Raw genomic sequence first — 18859 nt, forward strand, 5'->3', positions numbered from 1 at the left:
CATTATTTATATTGCTCCAACTGCGATAAAAAATCCTCCTGGGTTAACTCTGAATAATTGAAGGTTTTTCCTTTTTTGGATTCTTTTTTCACATCTTCATCTTTATCGTAATCATATGAAGGGGCATCAATAAGCATTCTTTGTAAAAAAGCATAGTCCACCTCTTCTAGTAAATAATCGAGTGTCCATCCAAAGTGGTGACATAGTTGACCACATAGGCCGTAAATAGTTTTTAGGCCGTTTTCTCTACCTTCATCGGATTCGTCACTCTTACTGCGCTTAGTAATGTGGTAGAGATCGTAAAAGACTGGTAATCGTTCAGTGAAAGAACGTTTTGTGTAAATTCAAGTAATTCTCTTGAATTGATGTTGCTGAAAATATGTTCAGTTAAAAGCTTTCGGAAAAGCCAGTTGTTCCATTTCGTTCCAAGAATTGTAATTGCAATGATTTCAGCGCATAGTTTTGCGTTATCTGCAACTGAATTAAACTGTGAATTCAGTATTTCTTGGAAATCATCATTTTCCTGTTTCTCCTGGCTTATTTTCAGCTTAAAAAACCTATAGCTTTGAGCAAACATTACTTTCAATGGGATTTTATTTACCTTCCAGATCAACTCTTTGCCCCAAAACTTGGTTTTAACAGTAAATCCAACGCTATTTAAAACCTTCAGCTCCTTTTCTTCTGCAATTATCCTTTCCTCTTCGCTTAATATTCTCTCTTCTTCCATAATTGTAAATTTTGTAGTTAAAAAAAGCGCACCCACCTAAGCAAGTGCGCTGAAAAGAAAAATATTAAGGTGTCGGAATCGGGTATTTCACCAATTCAAACGAAGGTGTATTTTCTTTAGTAGGTCTGAGAACCTTTGCATTTACTGAAACACCCAGCAAGTTGTCTTTACCCATATCAGTGGTGAATTTGTAAGTAATAAGTGTTCTTACCACATCAAACCCAAACCCTATTTCTGGCGTAATTTTTAAAGATCTTTCTACGGTAACATTTCCGATTGGTGGAATGTAGTTTCCGTCAGCATCTTTTGTTCCGGCTCCAACCTCAACCAAGGTGTCGGCATCCGGATTGGCAACATCAAAATCAAATGACATTGCTCCTTTAGTAGTCCTTGTAAAAATTGGATCATCATATTCTTCAACATTGAAATCGGTAGTAGTACCATCTTCCATATTGATTTTTAATGTCCCAAGCATGGTTTCCCCTAATTTTTTAAAGACGGTGCCCATTCCCCCGTCTGATGCAACTGGTGCTAATTCAATTTTCGCTACACCATTGTTAATCTGTCCTGCCATTTTATTGAATTTTAATTATTATTAAATGCGTTTAATTTTAGTCTGAAATTGATATAGCAATCGTTACCATCCATAATGGTTTGCTCAAACTCTATATCAACATTGTATTTGTCAGTGAATTTTCTTTCCAGAATTGGTTTTACTTTGTCGGAAACAGCTTTTAGACGAATTTCGTTTGGAACGTTTTGATCTATGGCGTTGATCTTTACTTTTAGGTAAGGCACATAGCAATTCACGTTGAATGCACCGGTCTGGAAAAAAGTACTGTTGAGAATGATTGCATTCACGACAATATCCTCCTTGGTACTTCCGGCCGGTCTAAAGTCTTTATATAGATCTCCTGTGATAATAGAACCAACACCTCCATTTTTCAACTCATTATAAATCCACTGTTTGGCCTCTATTACTGAATTTCTCACCGTATACTATTTAGAAATTGATTGAGTTTTAATTTAGCTTTGAGTTCTGCACTGGTAAGGACATTACGCCCTCTACTTTCAACTGTTGATGCATAGTTCATTCCCGCAACAATAACCAATGCTATTTCCGGAAGAGCTTTAGCAATATCAATCGCCAAATCATAACCTATTTTTTTACCATCTTTTGTTGTTGGTTGCGGACCCTGAATTTTTTCAAAGTCTTGTCCTACTATACTACCATTCAGAGTGATAACATATCCGATAGATGATCTTAGATTTCCACTGACGTCTTGCCAGTCATTCTGTTTTGCATAAGACCTGGCTTCGTTAACAGCATCTTCACCAACAACCCGCATAATTCTAATGATGTTCTGAATTTTTGCATCCAAAGCATCATTGATATATTGGTTTAGACCAGGCATGTTGAAATTTGCTCTTACACCCATATTCTGCTGTGAAATTGATCGTATTTTACTCTTAAAACTTCTCCTTCAAGCCTTGTTTCTCCTTTTGATCCTATTACCCTTATGCTTGAACCTACATCAATAGGTTTTAGTTTTTTAGGACACTGAATCAACCAGGTATATTCATACTTAATCTGATCATTTGAAATAGTTTTGGTACTTGAAAGGCTATCTTCATCACGACACTTACCGAAGTCCTTCCATTCTTCAGATCCGGGAATCCAGTTTCCGTTTTCGTCTTTAACAGCATCTGTTTTGACAAATACTTCTAGTTTATATGGATATTGAATTGCCATTTACCAAAGATTTGAACGATCACGAATTCTGTTTCTTTCCAGGTTGTTTGGAAGCCCTAACTGGTCAGCAATCATACGGTAATATGCAAGCATTACATCTTTATCATATTCGATTGTAAACTGCCCTTCTGAAACTCTTTTTGGAGATAATAAAAGCTTAGGGATTAAATTGTAAAACAACGTATTAGTTTTTACTTCTAATTCGGGTTCGTATTCAGAGTCGCCATTCAATCCTACATTAATCAATTCTGCATCAATAAGCGAATCGGACACTTCAACCGACCATAACTCAAGATTTGCTGACAAATAATCCCTAACTTTCATTTATCTTAGGCTGTTTTAAGTTTCAAATGATAAACAGCATCAATTGCAGTTAAAGAAGGAATAGCAAGCAATTCTCCTCTTGTAAATTCGTTGAATGGTTCCGTTTCTGACCATTTAGCAATCTTAACTTTATCAACATTTGCATAAGAATGCCCACTTACTTTTGTAAGATCACCTTCTACAACAAGCGCATTCTTCACCTTTCCTAAATTTCCTGCCGGTACGAATACAATTACATCATCCGCAAAAGCTCTGAATGCTCTTGTGACCCCATCTTCTTCAATGTTAAATAATGATGTTTGCAATTCAATCACAGGAAGGCCATTTGATTTTAGATACTCATTTAGATTATCTAACGTCACTAGTACTGGAACCTTACCAACAGTATTTTTGAAAATATTCTGAATTTGAGTACTGTTTTTCAGCTTATTGAAAGTTGTACGGGTCATTATCATTTTTTCAAACGCATCATTACCTTTACTTTGCGCAGCGTCTGTGACAGCCTCAAAATCATCAAGAGGCGTTGCTGTAGAATCAGACCACACTTTAGATGTTTCAATTACGTTCTCAGTAGGAAGACCTACCGGAATTTGTCCATAAGCAACGCCGTCTGGATTCCCTGTTGCGGAAAGATCAATCATACCAGTAGAAAGACCTTGTAAAAACATTACATCAAGTCTTCCTGTACAACCATTAGCTGCAAATTGAATATCATTAAAAATAAGATCAATGATTTGCTTTTTTTTGGAATCATCATCTACATTTCCCATATTTTGAAGAGTGACGTAATTTCTATAGTCAGATTTCTTCATTAAGTATTTATGAGAAATAGTAGGTATAGCTCCCTGGAAAGTTCCAAGCCCCGCACGACTTCTAACTGGTGAAGTAGAATCTTCTCCTACTACAGATGCAATTGTATCAAATTTGGTGCTGCCGATAACATCTTTGAATGATAGGTCAACCTGCGGAGTATCCCATGTCAGATACTTGGTAAATTCTCTAGTTTTGAATTTATCCATTCTTTTATCGATGATTAATTGTAATGCCCCATCTGTTGCATACTCACCGAATACTGATTTTATTACGCTCATACTTTGTTAATTATTTAGATTGAGAGAAAATGATTTGAGCCATCTTAGCTTTTAAAGCATCTGTAAGAGCCGGAATTCTCCTAGCATAAACAGTTCCTCTTAAAACAATATCAACAGAAGTATTATCGTCAATAACAACATCTTCATACAGTAACCCTTTGGGGTTTACGGAGTCCGGTTTTGCAAGTCTTGTAGCTTCATCATATGAAAAAGCCGTCCCTGCAACAATTTTATCTCCTTTTGTAAGCCCGGTAATATCTAAAGCGAATCCACCTAAAGCGGTTTCCAAAACGTGAGCAAAGATTGTTTTATCCCCTGCTACTTCCGTTCTCTTAAATCCTAATTTGCTCATTTTTTGTCTGTTTGTTTTTAAGCTAACCTTTCAATGTCTTTCAACGCTTGGCCCTGCTGTTCCGTTCCTCCGGTTCCGATAGGTGGATTACCTCCTTTAGCCCCTTCTGTTGCAAAAGCTTGTTTGAATTCCTCAAATTCAGTCTCCATAGATTTTACTGTGTCTTCTTCAGAGTAGCCTTCTCCATAATCGACGGTTGTCAAAAACTTGTTGTAGTACTTTTCCGGAATGTTTTTCGCAGCAAGTGCTTTTACAAGATTTCCTTTTTTGTCGTCGGTGGCTGTTTTGGTTACTAAGGCCTGAACTGACTGCGTAAGTGCCTTAACCTGCTCAGCCAAAGTTTGATCTGGATTACCTGGTTTAGGTTCTGGATTCGGGTTTGGCTGCGTAACTGGTTTAGGCTTTTCAGGATCCGGCTTTTGCCTCGCCTTATCCAAGCTTGATTGAATAGATTTTAATAATCCCCCTACGCCATCGACTACTCCATCAATTGTTTCATCAGTTGGACTTCCGGTTAAAATTAAATCTGCTTGCGACCCTAAAATATCGTCACCAAGACCCAAGTTTGCATACTTGTTTCTCAGCTTTTCAATTATAGTTTCTCTTGTCATATTAAAAGGTTTATTATTAATTACCGTAAATTTCGTCCGTAAAACGTTTATTTTCAATAGCATTTGTTGGTTTTCTATACACTATTCCGTAATTTTACTATTATAACCACGGTATTATTTTTATGAGGGGAGATTTGGGAAGTATGAGAACGTCGGATATGACACTTAACGAACTTTTGATAGCATTTAACAGACTATCCATGGTTCAAAAAATCACAATGGATTTATCGGAGTTTTGCGAGGTAACGGGAAAGGGACAGAAAGAAGTCTATGCGCTTCTACGCTGTCAATATTATCCTGATGAACTTATCATAGGAGGCTATGAAGGAAGGAAACGAAAAAAGAAATTATTATTTGACACTCAAAAGGTTTTGGAATGGATGAGAAGGTGAGAAACGTTATTAGCAACTCAATTGCTTTGGATCCAATTATGGGTTATTGCCCAGGATTATTGGAACAAATTAAAAAAGCTGATAAAATTGATGTTCAAAAACAAAAGCTAATAAAGTTAGCTGGTGAAGAAAAAGCTTCTGAAATTTTTGATAAAATAAAGAATGAAGCTTATGCTCAGGTAGGAGATAATGGGTACTACATCTACTATGAACTCGTAAAAATTAATAGTGAACTAGAGTATGGAAATGGATGATGGGGCAAGCGAAAGATTCGATGGGTTAAACCAAGATCAAAGAGATAAGATGGCAGCGATTGGGAAGAAAGCTATGGATGATTATAGAGAAGCACTGCAAGCATATAAGGCAATTGGCTACTTATGGATAATTATAAATAGGCATATACTTGACAAAACGATTATTCTTTATTATGTTATAAATTTGAATTAATTATGAGCCAACAAATGGAAGAAGCACTTAGTAAGTTATTTATTGTAAAATCATATAATTTACCATTTGAAAGAGAATATAGTATATATAACAATTGGGTATCATCTGATAAATTAGCTTTGATTGAAAAAATAAGAATTGATTTAGAGGAAGAGGTTTTGCTTGAGCCAGTTCAATTAAAATTAAAAAATGACTGGTTATTAGTGAATGATTCTCCTCAAAAATGGCTTAAAATAGTTGAACTTAATGTCATTTAAAATGAATGAATATGAACTTAACGGAAGACTGATGGAAATTTCGCTTGCTTTGGGATGTGAATTCCTAGAACTGATTCAAGTGAAAGAGCAGATTAAGAAAAACGGATTAGGGCCTGATGACATAATGCGTTTAAAACAATTGGGGTTTCCGGGAAAAATTGAGAACTTCGAAAAGACGGTATTTGATTTTAGTGAAAAGATTGGTTTTATGTCTTCGCATAAAGTTAATACCCTTGGTTATAAAATGAAAGATCTTTCCGATAGAATTATGTTAAAAAAAGTGCAAAGGAATTAATATGGAAGCAAGTGAACTGAGAATTGGAAATTTTGTTGAATACAATGGATTTGTAAGAAATATAGTAAGTCTCAATCTAGGTACTGAGGTAAACGCATTACCCATCCCATTAACTGAGGAATGGCTGCTGAAGTTTGGCTTTATAAAAGTACTTGACTATCCATGTTTTAGACTTGAAGGACTACAAATAGAGTTTAACGGATTTGATTCACAATGGGGATCTGGTTTACTTGATGAAAAAACTGTGATTAAATACGTCCACCAACTCCAAAACCTATTTTTCGCACTTAAAGGAAAAGAGTTAACAATTAAAAACTAAAATATGGAAAAGAAAATCTATATGCTTATAATTGGCGATTTTGCCGATAGAGATACAGAGGCTGTATTTGATAACGAAGAAGACCTTCAAGAGTATTTGAATAATTTTGATGTGACTGATATTCCGATGCATATTGAGGTAAAATATTTAAACCCAAAACCAGGAGGAAAAACAGAGCCAGATTACAACGATGAACGCTATCCGGTTTTTAACAAGAAAAAAAGTTAACTTTGAAATAAATAATAAATATGAATAAAGACTATTTTATCATTATAAAAGATGGCGCAAGTACAACGATGTTAGATGTTAGAGAGATTTCATCAATAACTTCTGATTATCTGGCAAGCATCGATGAAATGTATTTTACAGTTTCAATGAAAAACGGAGACAAGATAAAAACAAAAGAAAACGTACTAGATATATTGGATGAACACAATAAGTTTTTGCAGTCTAAAATAAATAATTGATACTTGCAGCTGTTTTATTTATTGCTTTTAGAGTGTCCGAAAAAATATCCAAGTATTAGAAGAAAAGCACTTTCCACAATTTTAATTGGCTCTATTTGAAGAAACATCATAACTAGTAAACATATTCCCATCAATAAAAGCAAGAGTGAACCTACAATCGACGCCATTGACTCCCTATCAATAAATTTTAGAAATACATTAGAGCGTTTCTCAAACATTTCAGCTTTATGCTTGTCAAACTCGATCTCCTCCTGAACCCTCTCCCTCTCAAGAGCTCTATTATTCTGTAGTTCTGCATTCTTTGTTTGCAGTTCTTCAATCTCTGTCTTAATGTTGCTTTTAATTTCATTTTCAGGCAACTCTTCTACTAGATCCTTAATGGTCTCGACTGCTGACGCCTGCTCCAATTGATTAATTCGTTCTATTATAAATTGCTTGTGCGCATTTAAGTAACTAGTAATACTATAATTAAGAGTAGTTGGACTTATTTGCTCGTCAATAATTTCAAAGTCTTCCCAAGAGCTAAATTCAAATGTTTTGCTTTTTATAAAATCTTTATCATCTAATAATAAATTAATTTCATCTAATTTAGACTTTAATGTATTTATATCGTCATGCTTTATTGTGTCAACATCCAGACTTTTTCTTCTTAATGTATTACTAAATGTTTGTGAAGTTTTGACTCTATAAAAATCTTTAACCTCATTAAATGATTTAAATTTAATTCTATTCATTGGTTAATTTTAGCAAATATAAAAAAACCTTCAATTTAAGAAGGTTATAATTGTTAAATATTAAAGAAGAAAATTGTATCTTTTGTAACCCTCGCCCGAAGGTCATAATCTCTTGCTTTTTTTGCCAAGCTTTGAAATTGTTTAAAATTAAAATGAAACATATTTTCAATTTCATCATATGGAAAGCTCTCTCTCCCTTCCGCATCGATTATATCCTTTATATAATCATAAATCAATTTTTCCATTTACTAGATATTTATTTCGAGACAAAATCGTCACTAGCTCTAATATAATAAATTTCTTTTACTTACGGAAGCATTTGTTAAATAATTTTAACCCAAATATTTAATAAATTCTGATCTAAATCTTATTTCAGGAGTGTTTTCCACGATGTCTTTCCAGTAAGCGATGTTTTTAGCTTCGTATTCTAGCTGTCCCGAATGCGCTAACGGTTCACGTAGAACGATTAATGTATTTGCCACGTTATCTGATAACATTTTATGCTGCTGAACTTTATTAAGCAATTTCACATGAAAATTACATAGCATTTCATATTGATGCTTCGTGTATGAATACGAATGAAAATGATAGCAGATAAACGGGAATTCCGGGTGAATTACTCCCGTAAGGTTGCAGTTTTCAACCATTGTTAAAAGCTTGTCCGGAAGTGGCATAAAATTACATCCTTCCGTTAATTCATCATATAGTTTGTGTTCATGGTGTGAGATCATCTACTTAAAATATATTTTAGATGATTCTAATGTTCTTAAATGTGTGTTGTCGATGTCAGCGATATTTTTCTTATAGAATTCCTGAAGTCTAGTAAAGTTTCTTTTTGTGATTTCATCACTTTCAACACTTAATTCTTCTTTAAGCCCTTCAGCGTATTCTTTTTTGAGTCTAATAAATTCATCTTTGAATTTACTATAATCTTCTATTGAATAATTCATTCTAGAAGCGGAAATTATTTTGTGAACTAAATCAGCAATTTCTTCTCTGGCTTTATCTAATTTTGTTTCGTAAACAGAATACATTATTTATATTTTTGAACTTAATAGTAAAGGTACGTAAATCAATTAAAAAAGTGACCACAACTTAATGTAATCACTTTATTCATTTTTTACTGAAGCAAGTAGAAAACCACCTGCAACGACAGTGCAAATTTAACACTTCTATTTGATATAAGCTTTATTATCCACCATAAAAGACGGCTGAGTTTTCCAACCTTCCATTTTTGCCTTATTTTCTTCCATGTATGTTTTGAATTGTTCTGGAACATCAGAAATATAATTCTCAGATCTTTCCGGCGGTAAATTAAGCCCTTTATTTATTTCATCAATGATTTCCTTGTCTGTTTTTCGGACCGTGAACCGCTGACACATGCATCCGATATGCCAGCCTTTCCAAATGAAGCTTTTAGGATAGAAACCTTTAAGATCGTCACAGATGTCTACGATTTTATGAGCATTGCTCAGCTGAATTTGATAGCCCACTATATCATTGTTCTGCATAATACGTAACTGATCAGATTCTCGATAAGCAAGATTGTTTTCCTCTTTGGTCAAACGGACGGCATTAGCCATGCTACTACGATATACGCCTTGTCCCGGCTTGTAGGCCTTAGCGTTTTTACTCAAAGTCAGGTTTCCATGCTTATCCCGGACCCTTCTATATAGCCTGTCAGGTTCTCTCAGGTACTTTTTAATTTCCCTGGCTAATTGCTGAGCGCTCTTACCCTCTGACAGTCCCAAATCAAGTGCAAATTCCAGTTCTTTCTTTGTGTTCTGGGTAATTGACCATACTCTGTCCGAAATGGTAAATTTACCGATCTTACGCTCTTGAAACGCCTTTAAAGCTTCAGCATTACGAGGCATAGGAGCTTCTTTGAGTTTATTTAGTATGTTCGCAGGAATTTTACCAGAAATACTATTGAGTGTCGCAAGTTTTAAAGCGTCATTCTTCAAATCTCCAATATTCCAAGAGTAAGCTGTTGAAACCGTTATCAATTCACGCAAATCCGAGTTGAACTGATTAAAAACATCTTCGATATACTTTGTAATCTTTGGATATTTACGAAACTGAAAAAGCCCCTCCTTTAAAGTTGATGGAAGGGATGAAAAAACAATACTTTCTACAAGGTCATTAAAAAGCTTTTCAACTCGTCTTAAGTACTGCTCTACTCTTTTTCTATGTTGTTTGTCGAAGTCCATTATCTACGTCAACTATAAACCCAATACTTGTTAACCAATCGATCATTGTTTGGACAAAAGATTTATCCTTGGTTAGTCCCACTTTATTTCTGCAAAGTATAACTTGCTCAACCTCGCTCGTCGCTTCAAACAATTGAAATTCATAGTCTAATTCACTGTATACTATTGATCCCGATTTGCCATTTCCGAATTGAACTTCGTAGCAGTTGGTTGAAGATTCTTTAATAATTATTATCGTATCTATAATGCTACCAGACATTATGGTATGATTATTATATTCATCAATCCATTCTTTCGGCACCTCATGATACTGATTAAGCAGATCTATTATTGCTGATCTCAATTGCTTTTTTCTTCGAGCAATCCAAATATTTTTCGGTTCAAAACCTGATTTATTACTTTCCATTTTCAATATTGTTAAAGAATTTTTCTATTTGATCAAAAAACCATCCTGTTAAATAAGCCTGTGTTTCATCATTGTACATATCAAGAATCAATCCTCTATCTTGGAAAACATGATTAACCAGATGAACACATTCATGAGCTATAGTTGATCCTTTTGGAATTCTCTTAAAAGCTGCGACATATTGAGTATATCCACTTTTGTAATGTGCTGGAAATACACATGCTTCGTAACCATTGTCAAGAGGTGAAGACCAATCACTTTGTTTTTCATATTTCTTATTAACTTCCTCCCATCCATCAGAATGAATAATGGTTAAATCACCAAAGTAAATCGGAATTTTTATAGTTTTCTTTTTCATACCCCGAACGTATTAGAATTCTCTGTTTCCGCTGAATACTGGTTTTCGTCACGAATTCTCTTCATTTCTTCAACCGGATCATCAATACCAAGATTTCGCATTGCTGTTTCAACTGACATAATAGCCTGTCCACCCGTCGCATCCATTAAATAGCTGATCTTTTCTTTCATGTCATTTATCATGTAAGGGTTGTAAACAATATCAACTTCAAGTTCTTGCAGTTTTTTAGCATCTTTGGTACTAAGTACATTTACAAGAAAAGCTTTGATGATATTAATACGTCTCGCCAGATAATCATCCCATATTTCCCGCTTCATTTCAACTTTCAAGTGAATATCCATGAAGTAATATTGTGCAGCAACACCTGAAATAGCACCCATTGATTTAAGCTTGTCGAAAGAAATGTCAGGGGTTTGAGTAAGTTTGAATATAATATTCCAAAGGTTATCGAATTCAAGTTTATAAGAGTCGGTATTATTGTTCCAGGTCATATAGTCAAGTTCGCCGTCTTTCTCCATTTCGAAAATTGCTCCTTTCTCACCTTTTTTAGCAAATCCATTTATCTCTCCTTTGGCCTTGATCTTTGGCGCAACATGGTAATCGTTAATTTCAGCGTGACCGGAAGCAAGTTCTTCGAGACGTTCGATCAGAGGCTGGACAATATCCCATTCGGTTTTCTTTTGGGAGCCGTATACAACGGGAATTTTACCAATGATGTTTCTATCTCGGCTTTCTTCAATCCATTGCGATTCCTTTTTTAGGACAATCTTTTCTTCAGCTGTATAAATCTCTCGATATTCAACTTCCTTATCGTTTTCATCTTTAACAGTAATCTCACGAACAAAGGCAACCATGTCTCCGTTTTCATAAACAGGGTAAAACACATCGCCTTCTGTCGGTTTTAATAGCTTATACCTCAACCTATCAGCTTCAGGCGTTAAGTACCAAATCTCAGCTGTTTTTGTAGCGCCATAAACTTCTCGTGCTGCATTGCGATTGAGTGAAATACTTTTATTCTGATCTAAAACCGACTGAACCAAACTCCAGACGGTTGTATCAGTCGGCACATAAGTAACAGGCTTACCAAAACCAAAAGCAACGATCTTATCAACAATCATCTGCTGGATAGCAAAACCAATTCTGTTAATAGGCTGTGAGACTGTTCCTTCTCCGGTTTCAATCAGCTTATCCGGGTATTTTGTTTTGTTGGTGAAAATCTCATGGGTTTCCACATTGTACTGCAGAACAGCTTTAGATAAATAATCCGTGTTTGGTCTTAATTTATCCAGCTTCTTTACTATTTCCTCTGCATCTAATCCATTCAAATCCATATATAGTAATTTTTATTATCCTAACATTCTGCCGAGCTTTTTAAGATCGACATTTCGTGTTGTTTTTAATTCTTTGTAACAGGCATACCGACAAGCGTCAATAAGATGGTTATATGCATCAACTGGAACTCCTGATTTTTTATCACTCCAAACATAGTTGTTCAGTTCTTTGATAAGGTTTATACTTCCGGGATCAATGACCAATTGAAAGTCTTGCATTAAAGCTATTCCAGCGGACACACTCCCTGGTCCTTTCTCTACAGCTTCGATATTATTCCCTCGTTTTCTAAGCTCTTCTATCAATCTAGGTTCTGCAGAATCAGCGTAGACTTTCCGTGTACCAGCGACTCTTTTATTTGCTTCGTAAATATCCGTAGTGGTTAGATGTGTTTTATACAATTCCTCCCGTAGATAAATCTTTTTCCGTACCTTATCAATCGAGGCACTAACCAAGGTTGTAGGATCAACTGAAAAACCGAAATCCTGGCCGTGAAGCGTTGAATTAATCTCTTGATATGGACCAATAACCCAATCAGTAAATACAACACCTTCCGCTTTGTCAAGCCAGCCACCAAGTACAGAATGCGCAAAGTAGTTATACCATTTCTTTATTTTTTCTGGTAATGCATCTCTTTCTTTAATAGGAGTCGATAAATATTGATGATACGCCTCTTCTGTTTTCTCGAAGTCTTCCATTATGTGATCAGCCGTCCAATCTCTTTGCCCATCCTTATAGGTTGTATGGATATAGCAAACACCATCTTTAATACCATTCCATCCATCAGGAATACCTCTCTCTTCAAAAAATTCTTTATGTACCCAATGCTCCTTAGTAGTAGGGTTTAGAATCAGAATACAAAGATTGAAAACGTCTTTAGCCCTAATGGACTTCCGGATCTTATCCCATTCTGAAAAAGATGGCATCTCCTCAGCCTCTTCCAATACAAATATTGAAAATCCTTTTAGAGATTTAAGATTTGCAGTTTGATTTCCGGCAGAAGTCTTGATACCTTTAAATACTACCTTTGGCGTAGTTTCTGACTCTTCCTTTTCTTCTTCTTTATAAATAATCCGGTCTTTGTTAATGTTGAAACGATTACCATAATTGAGAAGATCAAGCTTTTCCTTGAATTCTGGAATTACCGAGTCTTCTGTAGATGTCATCGTGTACCTGGTATACAGTATTCTATGGCTATATGATGATACTGCTTCAGCAAGCATGACAGACGCCGTAAAGGATTTGAAAGAGTTCCTTCCACCGGTAAGTATAGCGACGGAAAAAGGCGGTTTAGTTTCATCCTTACCACCTCTTTTATATTGCAACCATTCGAATAATGGCTCAAACTTATTTGGAATCTCCAAAACCACGTGTAAAAATGATTTTTGTCTGTTCTTTTATTTCAATTGGATTATCTGAATCGCCAGTAAGTTTGGTTTCTGACTTATCCGTCCACCCCATATTTTTAAGAGCAAAAACAGGTCCCACAACCTTACCATCCCACAAGCCTTTTTCGTATGTATTCTCAACATGCAGAAGAGCTTTTTTTATGTAGTAAGAAAACTCCGGCTTTTCTAAGTAGTCATAAAGCGATTGTCGGCTTTCAAATCCTAGATATATAGCTAATCCGGTAATGCTTGGTTTTTCAGGCCATCGAACCCAAATTTGGACAGGTTCACTTTCTGTTGTTGTTACCTGGGTCTTTCCTTTACCTGTTGTTTTTGAAGTTACTTTATGCTCAATAATGAATTCGCCTTTACACCATTCAAAATATTCTAAAGTCTTTTCTTCAAGCAATGCTGGTTCAGTAAACAACGCAGGCCTTCCCCCTTCGTTTCCGACTGAGATCTGATTCCCTTCAGTAAACTTTCCTTTATCGTCTCTTCCCTCCATCATTCGGTTTAAAACTAGTTAATATTTCCCCTCTCAACATACACACGCCAACACGGCACCACGTGCTTTCTATCCTCTTCATTTTTTCCAGGTTTTTAATTGCTCGAATTCGGCTTTCGTACTCTCTTTCCGAAACCTCCAATTCATTCACCGCACTCCCTGTCACCCCCTCTGCCATAGAAAATTAGTTTATTTTAACCCACAAATAATCAACTTGTTGCTCAACTGTAAGTCCTTTGTAAGGAACTGCATAGCCATTTGATCGCAAGTAGTCTAATACTTCAAAATATTCATTTGGAGAAATATTTGTTGAATGATAATCCAAATAAGAATCAATAAAGTTTTTAACTTGCTTGATCTTGCCTTCATCAGTGTAATGATTCCATTTTAGTATTCCAGCGATTTTTAATGAATCTTTATCTGTTAAATCAGGAAGGCGCTTAAGCTCCAAATATCCGTTCATTAACAAATGTTGAATATGAAAGCACATCCCATCTATCTTACCTAAACCTTTTTGCTCTGGAAAATAACTTCTAAGCACATTCTGTCCGTAATACTGAGCCATAAAGGCAATTTTATTTTCTATACTATTCTCCATACTCCCTAAATTAAAAACCCCGCTACCTCATCAGCAGCGGGACACCAAATCACAAAATATTAATATGAAAAATTCCTACTGCATTAAATCTATCTAAAAAGAACAATGGGATATATAGTAAATGTTAGTTCACACCATTAAATGGGATAAGTCTTAATATTTTCATTTACCTTTCAGGACCGTACTATCTTCGAGTTATTTACTGAACTTCTATTCCAACATAGTGTTATACACGATCCTATCCTTATCGACTTCATAAGCGGAATACCCGCCACTGTTCTTTATTGTGGTTATTGAGAGAATCGAACTCCCGACATTCACGTTATGAGCGTGACACTCTACCAACTGAGTTAAATAACCGTTTGCCCGTCTTTCCGGGCTGTCTGTCGATAATGTAAAAGCCTATAAAGTCATTTTGCTGTTGCCCCCTGTTTCGCTCAGTAACTCTTAACTATTGCTAAGGTTGTATATCTCATATACTAGCAACACTTGTATTTTACTTATCGGAGATAATTAGATTATAATCCATTCCATCGCATTCATATGGTAATTTCAAACTTGACAAACTCTCCTCAATATCAACCTGACACAAGCAAGCATCCATAACTAATGTAGAATGCATTTCAGCTTTTACAGGCTCTTTGTGAAAATAATCAACAAACTCCTGAGGTGTTTCGATTTCAACTTCACCGTTATTAACAACTATCGTATTACACATAATATTTACAATTTGAATTTAAAAACACCAAGCACCCTCCTTCATCAACCAACGATCCACCCCTTCTGCACTCATCATCTGTGCTTGGTAATTCAACAACATCAATCATATCACACAACCGCTTTCTTCTTCATTTCCCTAATCTTTGAGCGGTAATACCCAATCTTTTCTTTTATCTCTGGAATTGACAATTTCAAAACTCCATTTCGAGCTCTAAACTCCAAAGCCTCGAATCTTTCAATACCTATTTTTTCAATAAGCCTCGGACGATATTCGTTAATGTTTCCTGACTTTTTAAAGTTGCAATTGTTACTACATTGCTTGTGAACATTATCTTCATCAAATCTAACATTTGGAAATCCCCCTGTAGTCCAAAAATGTCCCGCGTCATACTTAATATCCGTTCTCGTAGTTCCACAGCTTATACAAGGCTGATCTCTATCTCTTAATCGAATAAATGTATTGAAGTCTTTTTGCAGGTCTTGCAACCAGTCGCTTTGAGTCTTTAGCTTCTCCTTCCTGATCTTCTTCTCTTTCTGCCAAGCTTTAGCGTTTTGCTTTTGAATATTTGTTTTGCCTAAAGAAATTGCGCAGTTCCAATCACATACTTTTTGAGTAGTCTTACTCGGTATAAATTCCCCACCACACACCGCGCACTTCTTTGGCTTTATCTCCTTCATTACCAACTGCTTTACAGTAAATTTACTCAAATAAGTAAAGGAAAACAATAGTTGTCTAACTTTTTTTAAAAATATTTACTAACAATTTTTATTTAGTAATCTAACATCAAAATTTTGGACAAAAAAACACCCCTGTTAATGCAGGGGCTTTATTTTGGCAGCGTAATTGTCCATTTGTTGAGTGGTTTTAGATAAACTACTTTTTTCTCTTCAAGAAGTTTCTTAACTAATTCACTTACCACTTCAACGCTAGTTCCTAATATTTCGTTAACTCCATAAAGATCAAGTCCGTTTGCTCCACCGGTTCGTTTGAATTGCTCTTTTACAAGGTTCATGAATTTAGCTTCTATTTCTTCCATGTTTTCCATTAAAAATTATATGTTTCTTTAAGTAACTCATAAGCTTGTTTTAAAGTACACCCTACCGTTACTAAATTAATAAATTCTTTATTGTACTCATCAGGTGTTTTGAAAAAATAATCTTCATTTTCTTCTAAATCTAAAGATTTGCAAACTTTTTTAAGTTCGTTATAATCAATACTCAACCCTTTGTACAGTTCTTTATGAAAAGCAGTGAAGGCTTTTGCTGCATCGCTTGCTGATTTACCTAAGTTTTCCATGGAGTAAAGATACTACATATTGATTGCCCACCAAATAAGATACACTACACAAGCAATCCAAAACCACATAAGCGCTCCGATAATTCTCAATTCTTTGTCCTTGCTTTTAAAAAACATGCATTCGTTAATAAATTCTTTCATAGTTCTAATTTAGTTTAGTTATTTGGTTATGGGTTGTGGGTTTCCGTAATTACCACTTTTGTTTATTAGGATTAGGACGACATTCAACTTTGGAATTATCAATTGTATAATCAAATAACTTCTCTATTTTTACAAAGCTGGACGTTTTGTGGTGAGTCCCTTCTAGTGTTTTGATAAGATATTGATTGTTGTAATCATCGAAATACAGAAATCCACAACCATTAGAAGTATTCGATTTTACCATATCACCTATAAGTAAAGGCTCTTTGGTTAAACAGTCTTTAATCGGTGTATATTTACTATTTTGAAATTCTGAATATCCAATATGAACGCCAAAAATATCAATAAGGGTTAAAATTTCTCTGATAATTGATTTTTCGTTTTCTAAAAATAAGTTAAGCATTGGGTCTTCGTTATTAGAACTTTCTATGCACTCAATCCTAAATTGTAATTCATCTTTTAAATTATCTTTTGTCGGCTTCATATTTATAGTATTTCGAATATTATACATTTATCAGGGTTGAAGGTCCTGGATTCGGCTTCCTGCCATTTTTCATAATCAAACGATTCCTCAATCCTTTCAACACCAACATAACGTTTATGATAAAACCATTCTTTAAGAGGTTTATCCCAATAGTATCCATTATTTATAATTGCTGTTTTGAATAGATTTAACGCTGTATCTCCTAATATTGGTACTGTATCTTGGTAATATTGATAAGCTTCAAAAATGTGATCATATTCAACTAATCCCTTCGCAATATCCTCAGTAAGCTCAGAGCCTTTGCAGATGAATTTTATTGGATGCGGGCCTTCTTCATCGACTCTATAATCATATGCATAATTACCGGACTCTGATTCAATAATTAGGATATTCTTTTTAAGTTTTAATTCAATTTGCTTCATTTCGTTTCTTTTATTGTTAGTTCTTCCCCAGTAAGGGCGAAAAATATGTTTTGTAATTCGTGAACATACTTTACATATTTGATGGCTATTTTATCATCACAAAATATATAGGGGCCTTTAACGGATTGGAAAACATTAAACCTATCATGTCCGGATATTGAGTACTCATTTTTGTTACACTCATAACCCAATTTGAACAGCCAGTCTTCGTTTAGCTCTATGGGCTCTAAATCATCATATGAGGTTGAGCTCCACCACTCTTTTCTTATCGTGTACACCCTCGCATAACTTTCTAGTAACTCCAAAACAGTTAATATTTTACCTCTGGAATCTTTAGTTAAATTTCCTAAGCGGAGTTCTTGTGGTGCTATCATAATATTTCTCTATTTATAATATCAAATTCACTCCCACTTACAGAACACTCAAAATAACCTCTGTTGATCAGCGTTAAAGCTATTCCGTCTGTTTCAACATCTTCTAATGTTATTTCTTCTTCTACAGTTTCTCCTCCTCTAGGACCTGTAAAGATTTCTATTGTATATTTTATTATTATTATTTCTTCCATAATTCTTGTTTTAAGTGCCACCCTAAGATGGCACGGGGTTAATCCATCCACAGAAACGCTGTGCCTTGTTTTGTCGTTAGCAAATAATCATCTTGAACGAATTCTTCTCCATACAGGTCTTTTAATTCGTCCAATGTTCCACAATCTTCATAGTCTTCTTTATTTACGTAAATATCACCGACCGAAAAGAAAGGTTCATTAAGATCTCTTGCCGGAGACTCATCACCAACAATGATTGAAACATTATTTTTTAATTGTTCTTCTGGAATTGAATTCACAAATTCTTTTAATTCTTTCCAGGTAATAGCCTTTGGTTTTTCCATTTTATAATTTATTTATTGGTTGTTAAAGTTTGCTTTGTTGATCATAAAATCTTTTTTAATTTTTTCTCCAGTAAAGCCTTCTCTTGTTTATATGAATTATTTTTAGCTACTTGTAAATTATGATCAAATTCATCAATTATCTTAAACAAATCTTCTCTTTCTTTATCTGAATATCTGTATAAATACAAAGTAACTTGCCCTTTACTTAAATCATTTGATGAAGACGGTGATTCATTCATAAGATCAATGTTATCATTTAAGTATTTTAATCTTTCAATAATTTCGGCTTTATTCATTGTTTTGTTTTTTAGTGGTTAATCTCCCAGGTTAGTTCTTCTAGTGTT

Annotated in this window: 39 protein-coding genes and 1 tRNA gene; 8 read left to right on the forward strand and 32 right to left on the reverse strand. The window is 34.8% G+C overall.

The genetic code is table 11. From position 1 onward, the window contains the following. Nucleotides 1-2: 2 nt before the first annotated feature. The 10 genes from JOE44_RS25265 to JOE44_RS09535 form a co-directional block, all read right to left on the reverse strand. Nucleotides 3-137: a hypothetical protein gene (locus JOE44_RS25265; RefSeq protein WP_280893989.1), complete on the reverse strand. Its 135-nt coding sequence runs from the start codon at nt 135-137 to the stop codon at nt 3-5. A 95-nt stretch (nt 138-232) separates the two neighbouring features. Continuing rightward, a complete protein-coding gene (locus tag JOE44_RS09495) occupies nt 233-727 on the reverse strand; it encodes a hypothetical protein (RefSeq protein WP_209785376.1) in 495 nt (164 codons plus the stop codon). A 64-nt stretch (nt 728-791) separates the two neighbouring features. Continuing rightward, a complete protein-coding gene (locus tag JOE44_RS09500) occupies nt 792-1301 on the reverse strand; it encodes a hypothetical protein (RefSeq protein WP_079242592.1) in 510 nt (169 codons plus the stop codon). Between the two features lie 11 nt (nt 1302-1312). After that, nucleotides 1313-1720, reverse strand: coding sequence for a hypothetical protein (locus JOE44_RS09505; RefSeq protein WP_209785377.1), 408 nt, complete (start codon nt 1718-1720; stop codon nt 1313-1315). Further along, nucleotides 1717-2166, reverse strand: a complete 450-nt coding sequence (locus JOE44_RS09510) for a hypothetical protein (RefSeq protein WP_209785378.1) — start codon at nt 2164-2166, stop codon at nt 1717-1719. The genes JOE44_RS09505 and JOE44_RS09510 overlap by 4 nt, the downstream gene beginning before the upstream one ends. Continuing rightward, nucleotides 2157-2480, reverse strand: coding sequence for a hypothetical protein (locus JOE44_RS09515; protein WP_209785379.1), 324 nt, complete (start codon nt 2478-2480; stop codon nt 2157-2159). The genes JOE44_RS09510 and JOE44_RS09515 overlap by 10 nt, the downstream gene beginning before the upstream one ends. Beyond that, on the reverse strand, nt 2481-2804 hold the full coding sequence (locus JOE44_RS09520) for a DUF6706 family protein (RefSeq protein ID WP_209785380.1): 324 nt from the start codon (nt 2802-2804) through the stop codon (nt 2481-2483). It abuts the gene before it with no gap. Nucleotides 2805-2809: 5 nt separating this feature from the next. Beyond that, the gene (locus tag JOE44_RS09525; RefSeq protein ID WP_209785381.1) at nt 2810-3895 is read right to left on the reverse strand and encodes a major capsid protein; all 1086 of its coding nucleotides are present in this window, start codon (nt 3893-3895) and stop codon (nt 2810-2812) included. A 10-nt stretch (nt 3896-3905) separates the two neighbouring features. Continuing rightward, entirely contained in the window at nt 3906-4247 is a 342-nt protein-coding gene (locus tag JOE44_RS09530; protein ID WP_209785382.1) for a hypothetical protein, read from the reverse strand. Nucleotides 4248-4264: 17 nt separating this feature from the next. Further along, nucleotides 4265-4858, reverse strand: a complete 594-nt coding sequence (locus tag JOE44_RS09535) for a hypothetical protein (protein ID WP_209785383.1) — start codon at nt 4856-4858, stop codon at nt 4265-4267. Between the two features lie 200 nt (nt 4859-5058). Here JOE44_RS09535 and JOE44_RS09540 point away from each other — a divergent pair, with 200 nt between their 5' ends. Genes JOE44_RS09540 through JOE44_RS09575 form a run of 8 tightly spaced genes read left to right on the forward strand, consistent with a single transcriptional unit; the run spans nt 5059 to nt 7035 of the window. Further along, nucleotides 5059-5250 carry a hypothetical protein gene (locus JOE44_RS09540; protein ID WP_209785384.1) on the forward strand — a complete coding sequence of 64 codons (192 nt, stop codon included), beginning with the start codon at nt 5059-5061 and terminating at the stop codon, nt 5248-5250. Further along, complete coding sequence (locus JOE44_RS09545; RefSeq protein WP_209785385.1) at nt 5235-5504, forward strand: hypothetical protein; 270 nt, start codon at nt 5235-5237, stop codon at nt 5502-5504. The genes JOE44_RS09540 and JOE44_RS09545 overlap by 16 nt, the downstream gene beginning before the upstream one ends. Continuing rightward, complete coding sequence (locus tag JOE44_RS09550) at nt 5491-5697, forward strand: hypothetical protein (RefSeq protein WP_209785386.1); 207 nt, start codon at nt 5491-5493, stop codon at nt 5695-5697. The genes JOE44_RS09545 and JOE44_RS09550 overlap by 14 nt, the downstream gene beginning before the upstream one ends. A gap of 14 nt (nt 5698-5711) precedes the next feature. Then, the gene (locus tag JOE44_RS09555; protein ID WP_209785387.1) at nt 5712-5954 is read left to right on the forward strand and encodes a hypothetical protein; all 243 of its coding nucleotides are present in this window, start codon (nt 5712-5714) and stop codon (nt 5952-5954) included. Further along, on the forward strand, nt 5944-6249 hold the full coding sequence (locus JOE44_RS09560; protein WP_209785388.1) for a hypothetical protein: 306 nt from the start codon (nt 5944-5946) through the stop codon (nt 6247-6249). Before JOE44_RS09555 ends, JOE44_RS09560 begins: the two co-directional genes overlap by 11 nt. A 1-nt stretch (nt 6250) precedes the next feature. Next, nucleotides 6251-6568, forward strand: a complete 318-nt coding sequence (locus tag JOE44_RS09565; protein ID WP_209785389.1) for a hypothetical protein — start codon at nt 6251-6253, stop codon at nt 6566-6568. A 3-nt stretch (nt 6569-6571) separates the two neighbouring features. Further along, the gene (locus JOE44_RS09570) at nt 6572-6796 is read left to right on the forward strand and encodes a hypothetical protein (RefSeq protein WP_209785390.1); all 225 of its coding nucleotides are present in this window, start codon (nt 6572-6574) and stop codon (nt 6794-6796) included. A gap of 20 nt (nt 6797-6816) precedes the next feature. Continuing rightward, nucleotides 6817-7035, forward strand: a complete 219-nt coding sequence (locus JOE44_RS09575) for a hypothetical protein (RefSeq protein ID WP_209785391.1) — start codon at nt 6817-6819, stop codon at nt 7033-7035. 14 nt (nt 7036-7049) lie between these two features. Here JOE44_RS09575 and JOE44_RS09580 read toward each other — a convergent pair whose 3' ends face one another. The 22 genes from JOE44_RS09580 to JOE44_RS09685 form a co-directional block, all read right to left on the reverse strand. Further along, nucleotides 7050-7769, reverse strand: a complete 720-nt coding sequence (locus tag JOE44_RS09580; RefSeq protein ID WP_209785392.1) for a hypothetical protein — start codon at nt 7767-7769, stop codon at nt 7050-7052. A 53-nt stretch (nt 7770-7822) separates the two neighbouring features. Next, on the reverse strand, nt 7823-8014 hold the full coding sequence (locus JOE44_RS09585) for a hypothetical protein (protein WP_209785393.1): 192 nt from the start codon (nt 8012-8014) through the stop codon (nt 7823-7825). An 87-nt stretch (nt 8015-8101) separates the two neighbouring features. Continuing rightward, nucleotides 8102-8500 carry a hypothetical protein gene (locus tag JOE44_RS09590; protein WP_209785394.1) on the reverse strand — a complete coding sequence of 133 codons (399 nt, stop codon included), beginning with the start codon at nt 8498-8500 and terminating at the stop codon, nt 8102-8104. After that, entirely contained in the window at nt 8501-8803 is a 303-nt protein-coding gene (locus JOE44_RS09595) for a hypothetical protein (protein ID WP_209785395.1), read from the reverse strand. 138 nt (nt 8804-8941) lie between these two features. Beyond that, nucleotides 8942-9979: a hypothetical protein gene (locus JOE44_RS09600; protein WP_209785396.1), complete on the reverse strand. Its 1038-nt coding sequence runs from the start codon at nt 9977-9979 to the stop codon at nt 8942-8944. Further along, complete coding sequence (locus tag JOE44_RS09605; protein WP_209785397.1) at nt 9957-10385, reverse strand: hypothetical protein; 429 nt, start codon at nt 10383-10385, stop codon at nt 9957-9959. Before JOE44_RS09605 ends, JOE44_RS09600 begins: the two co-directional genes overlap by 23 nt. Further along, nucleotides 10375-10743 carry a hypothetical protein gene (locus tag JOE44_RS09610; protein WP_209785398.1) on the reverse strand — a complete coding sequence of 123 codons (369 nt, stop codon included), beginning with the start codon at nt 10741-10743 and terminating at the stop codon, nt 10375-10377. Before JOE44_RS09610 ends, JOE44_RS09605 begins: the two co-directional genes overlap by 11 nt. Then, complete coding sequence (locus JOE44_RS09615; RefSeq protein ID WP_209785399.1) at nt 10740-12074, reverse strand: phage portal protein; 1335 nt, start codon at nt 12072-12074, stop codon at nt 10740-10742. Before JOE44_RS09615 ends, JOE44_RS09610 begins: the two co-directional genes overlap by 4 nt. 15 nt (nt 12075-12089) lie before the next feature. Next, entirely contained in the window at nt 12090-13442 is a 1353-nt protein-coding gene (locus JOE44_RS09620; RefSeq protein ID WP_209785400.1) for a PBSX family phage terminase large subunit, read from the reverse strand. Next, nucleotides 13420-13968: a terminase small subunit gene (locus tag JOE44_RS09625; RefSeq protein WP_209785401.1), complete on the reverse strand. Its 549-nt coding sequence runs from the start codon at nt 13966-13968 to the stop codon at nt 13420-13422. Before JOE44_RS09625 ends, JOE44_RS09620 begins: the two co-directional genes overlap by 23 nt. Nucleotides 13969-14149: 181 nt before the next feature. Beyond that, entirely contained in the window at nt 14150-14563 is a 414-nt protein-coding gene (locus JOE44_RS09630; RefSeq protein ID WP_209785402.1) for a hypothetical protein, read from the reverse strand. A 287-nt stretch (nt 14564-14850) separates the two neighbouring features. Beyond that, nucleotides 14851-14923: transfer RNA gene (locus JOE44_RS09635), tRNA-Met, on the reverse strand. A gap of 136 nt (nt 14924-15059) precedes the next feature. Then, nucleotides 15060-15281 (reverse strand): hypothetical protein, encoded by a 222-nt coding sequence (locus JOE44_RS09640; RefSeq protein WP_209785403.1) that lies wholly within the window; start codon nt 15279-15281, stop codon nt 15060-15062. A 110-nt stretch (nt 15282-15391) separates the two neighbouring features. Continuing rightward, complete coding sequence (locus tag JOE44_RS09645) at nt 15392-15961, reverse strand: recombination protein NinG (protein WP_209785404.1); 570 nt, start codon at nt 15959-15961, stop codon at nt 15392-15394. A 149-nt stretch (nt 15962-16110) separates the two neighbouring features. Beyond that, nucleotides 16111-16320 (reverse strand): hypothetical protein, encoded by a 210-nt coding sequence (locus JOE44_RS09650; RefSeq protein ID WP_209785405.1) that lies wholly within the window; start codon nt 16318-16320, stop codon nt 16111-16113. 8 nt (nt 16321-16328) lie between these two features. Next, nucleotides 16329-16580: a hypothetical protein gene (locus JOE44_RS09655; protein ID WP_209785406.1), complete on the reverse strand. Its 252-nt coding sequence runs from the start codon at nt 16578-16580 to the stop codon at nt 16329-16331. A 190-nt stretch (nt 16581-16770) separates the two neighbouring features. Next, a complete protein-coding gene (locus JOE44_RS09660) occupies nt 16771-17205 on the reverse strand; it encodes a hypothetical protein (protein WP_209785407.1) in 435 nt (144 codons plus the stop codon). 2 nt (nt 17206-17207) lie between these two features. Continuing rightward, a complete protein-coding gene (locus JOE44_RS09665; protein WP_209785408.1) occupies nt 17208-17627 on the reverse strand; it encodes a hypothetical protein in 420 nt (139 codons plus the stop codon). Further along, nucleotides 17624-18001 (reverse strand): hypothetical protein, encoded by a 378-nt coding sequence (locus JOE44_RS09670; RefSeq protein WP_209785409.1) that lies wholly within the window; start codon nt 17999-18001, stop codon nt 17624-17626. Before JOE44_RS09670 ends, JOE44_RS09665 begins: the two co-directional genes overlap by 4 nt. Further along, nucleotides 17998-18192, reverse strand: a complete 195-nt coding sequence (locus tag JOE44_RS09675) for a hypothetical protein (RefSeq protein WP_209785410.1) — start codon at nt 18190-18192, stop codon at nt 17998-18000. Before JOE44_RS09675 ends, JOE44_RS09670 begins: the two co-directional genes overlap by 4 nt. Nucleotides 18193-18230: 38 nt before the next feature. Continuing rightward, nucleotides 18231-18515 (reverse strand): hypothetical protein, encoded by a 285-nt coding sequence (locus JOE44_RS09680; RefSeq protein ID WP_209785411.1) that lies wholly within the window; start codon nt 18513-18515, stop codon nt 18231-18233. A gap of 41 nt (nt 18516-18556) precedes the next feature. Then, nucleotides 18557-18811 carry a hypothetical protein gene (locus tag JOE44_RS09685; protein WP_209785412.1) on the reverse strand — a complete coding sequence of 85 codons (255 nt, stop codon included), beginning with the start codon at nt 18809-18811 and terminating at the stop codon, nt 18557-18559. Nucleotides 18812-18859 lie beyond the last annotated feature (48 nt).

The organism is Chryseobacterium sp. PvR013 (genome assembly GCF_017833095.1).
GTDB classification, from domain to species: Bacteria; Bacteroidota; Bacteroidia; order Flavobacteriales; family Weeksellaceae; genus Chryseobacterium; species Chryseobacterium culicis_A.

Bases quoted from the DNA above. Each gene is read 5' to 3' on its own strand.
- JOE44_RS25265 (WP_280893989.1), bottom strand. From the start codon at position 137: ATGCTTATTGATGCCCCTTCATATGATTACGATAAAGATGAAGATGTG.
- JOE44_RS09495 (WP_209785376.1), bottom strand. From the start codon at position 727: ATGGAAGAAGAGAGAATATTAAGCGAAGAGGAAAGGATAATTGCAGAA.
- JOE44_RS09500 (WP_079242592.1), bottom strand. From the start codon at position 1,301: ATGGCAGGACAGATTAACAATGGTGTAGCGAAAATTGAATTAGCACCA.
- JOE44_RS09510 (WP_209785378.1), bottom strand. From the start codon at position 2,166: ATGGGTGTAAGAGCAAATTTCAACATGCCTGGTCTAAACCAATATATC.
- JOE44_RS09515 (WP_209785379.1), bottom strand. From the start codon at position 2,480: ATGGCAATTCAATATCCATATAAACTAGAAGTATTTGTCAAAACAGAT.
- JOE44_RS09520 (WP_209785380.1), bottom strand. From the start codon at position 2,804: ATGAAAGTTAGGGATTATTTGTCAGCAAATCTTGAGTTATGGTCGGTT.
- JOE44_RS09525 (WP_209785381.1), bottom strand. From the start codon at position 3,895: ATGAGCGTAATAAAATCAGTATTCGGTGAGTATGCAACAGATGGGGCA.
- JOE44_RS09530 (WP_209785382.1), bottom strand. From the start codon at position 4,247: ATGAGCAAATTAGGATTTAAGAGAACGGAAGTAGCAGGGGATAAAACA.
- JOE44_RS09535 (WP_209785383.1), bottom strand. From the start codon at position 4,858: ATGACAAGAGAAACTATAATTGAAAAGCTGAGAAACAAGTATGCAAAC.
- JOE44_RS09540 (WP_209785384.1), top strand. From the start codon at position 5,059: ATGGTTCAAAAAATCACAATGGATTTATCGGAGTTTTGCGAGGTAACG.
- JOE44_RS09545 (WP_209785385.1), top strand. From the start codon at position 5,235: ATGGATGAGAAGGTGAGAAACGTTATTAGCAACTCAATTGCTTTGGAT.
- JOE44_RS09550 (WP_209785386.1), top strand. From the start codon at position 5,491: ATGGAAATGGATGATGGGGCAAGCGAAAGATTCGATGGGTTAAACCAA.
- JOE44_RS09555 (WP_209785387.1), top strand. From the start codon at position 5,712: ATGGAAGAAGCACTTAGTAAGTTATTTATTGTAAAATCATATAATTTA.
- JOE44_RS09560 (WP_209785388.1), top strand. From the start codon at position 5,944: ATGTCATTTAAAATGAATGAATATGAACTTAACGGAAGACTGATGGAA.
- JOE44_RS09565 (WP_209785389.1), top strand. From the start codon at position 6,251: ATGGAAGCAAGTGAACTGAGAATTGGAAATTTTGTTGAATACAATGGA.
- JOE44_RS09570 (WP_209785390.1), top strand. From the start codon at position 6,572: ATGGAAAAGAAAATCTATATGCTTATAATTGGCGATTTTGCCGATAGA.
- JOE44_RS09575 (WP_209785391.1), top strand. From the start codon at position 6,817: ATGAATAAAGACTATTTTATCATTATAAAAGATGGCGCAAGTACAACG.
- JOE44_RS09580 (WP_209785392.1), bottom strand. From the start codon at position 7,769: ATGAATAGAATTAAATTTAAATCATTTAATGAGGTTAAAGATTTTTAT.
- JOE44_RS09585 (WP_209785393.1), bottom strand. From the start codon at position 8,014: ATGGAAAAATTGATTTATGATTATATAAAGGATATAATCGATGCGGAA.
- JOE44_RS09590 (WP_209785394.1), bottom strand. From the start codon at position 8,500: ATGATCTCACACCATGAACACAAACTATATGATGAATTAACGGAAGGA.
- JOE44_RS09595 (WP_209785395.1), bottom strand. From the start codon at position 8,803: ATGTATTCTGTTTACGAAACAAAATTAGATAAAGCCAGAGAAGAAATT.
- JOE44_RS09600 (WP_209785396.1), bottom strand. From the start codon at position 9,979: ATGGACTTCGACAAACAACATAGAAAAAGAGTAGAGCAGTACTTAAGA.
- JOE44_RS09605 (WP_209785397.1), bottom strand. From the start codon at position 10,385: ATGGAAAGTAATAAATCAGGTTTTGAACCGAAAAATATTTGGATTGCT.
- JOE44_RS09610 (WP_209785398.1), bottom strand. From the start codon at position 10,743: ATGAAAAAGAAAACTATAAAAATTCCGATTTACTTTGGTGATTTAACC.
- JOE44_RS09615 (WP_209785399.1), bottom strand. From the start codon at position 12,074: ATGGATTTGAATGGATTAGATGCAGAGGAAATAGTAAAGAAGCTGGAT.
- JOE44_RS09625 (WP_209785401.1), bottom strand. From the start codon at position 13,968: ATGATGGAGGGAAGAGACGATAAAGGAAAGTTTACTGAAGGGAATCAG.
- JOE44_RS09630 (WP_209785402.1), bottom strand. From the start codon at position 14,563: ATGGAGAATAGTATAGAAAATAAAATTGCCTTTATGGCTCAGTATTAC.
- JOE44_RS09640 (WP_209785403.1), bottom strand. From the start codon at position 15,281: ATGTGTAATACGATAGTTGTTAATAACGGTGAAGTTGAAATCGAAACA.
- JOE44_RS09645 (WP_209785404.1), bottom strand. From the start codon at position 15,961: ATGAAGGAGATAAAGCCAAAGAAGTGCGCGGTGTGTGGTGGGGAATTT.
- JOE44_RS09650 (WP_209785405.1), bottom strand. From the start codon at position 16,320: ATGGAAGAAATAGAAGCTAAATTCATGAACCTTGTAAAAGAGCAATTC.
- JOE44_RS09655 (WP_209785406.1), bottom strand. From the start codon at position 16,580: ATGGAAAACTTAGGTAAATCAGCAAGCGATGCAGCAAAAGCCTTCACT.
- JOE44_RS09660 (WP_209785407.1), bottom strand. From the start codon at position 17,205: ATGAAGCCGACAAAAGATAATTTAAAAGATGAATTACAATTTAGGATT.
- JOE44_RS09665 (WP_209785408.1), bottom strand. From the start codon at position 17,627: ATGAAGCAAATTGAATTAAAACTTAAAAAGAATATCCTAATTATTGAA.
- JOE44_RS09670 (WP_209785409.1), bottom strand. From the start codon at position 18,001: ATGATAGCACCACAAGAACTCCGCTTAGGAAATTTAACTAAAGATTCC.
- JOE44_RS09675 (WP_209785410.1), bottom strand. From the start codon at position 18,192: ATGGAAGAAATAATAATAATAAAATATACAATAGAAATCTTTACAGGT.
- JOE44_RS09680 (WP_209785411.1), bottom strand. From the start codon at position 18,515: ATGGAAAAACCAAAGGCTATTACCTGGAAAGAATTAAAAGAATTTGTG.
- JOE44_RS09685 (WP_209785412.1), bottom strand. From the start codon at position 18,811: ATGAATAAAGCCGAAATTATTGAAAGATTAAAATACTTAAATGATAAC.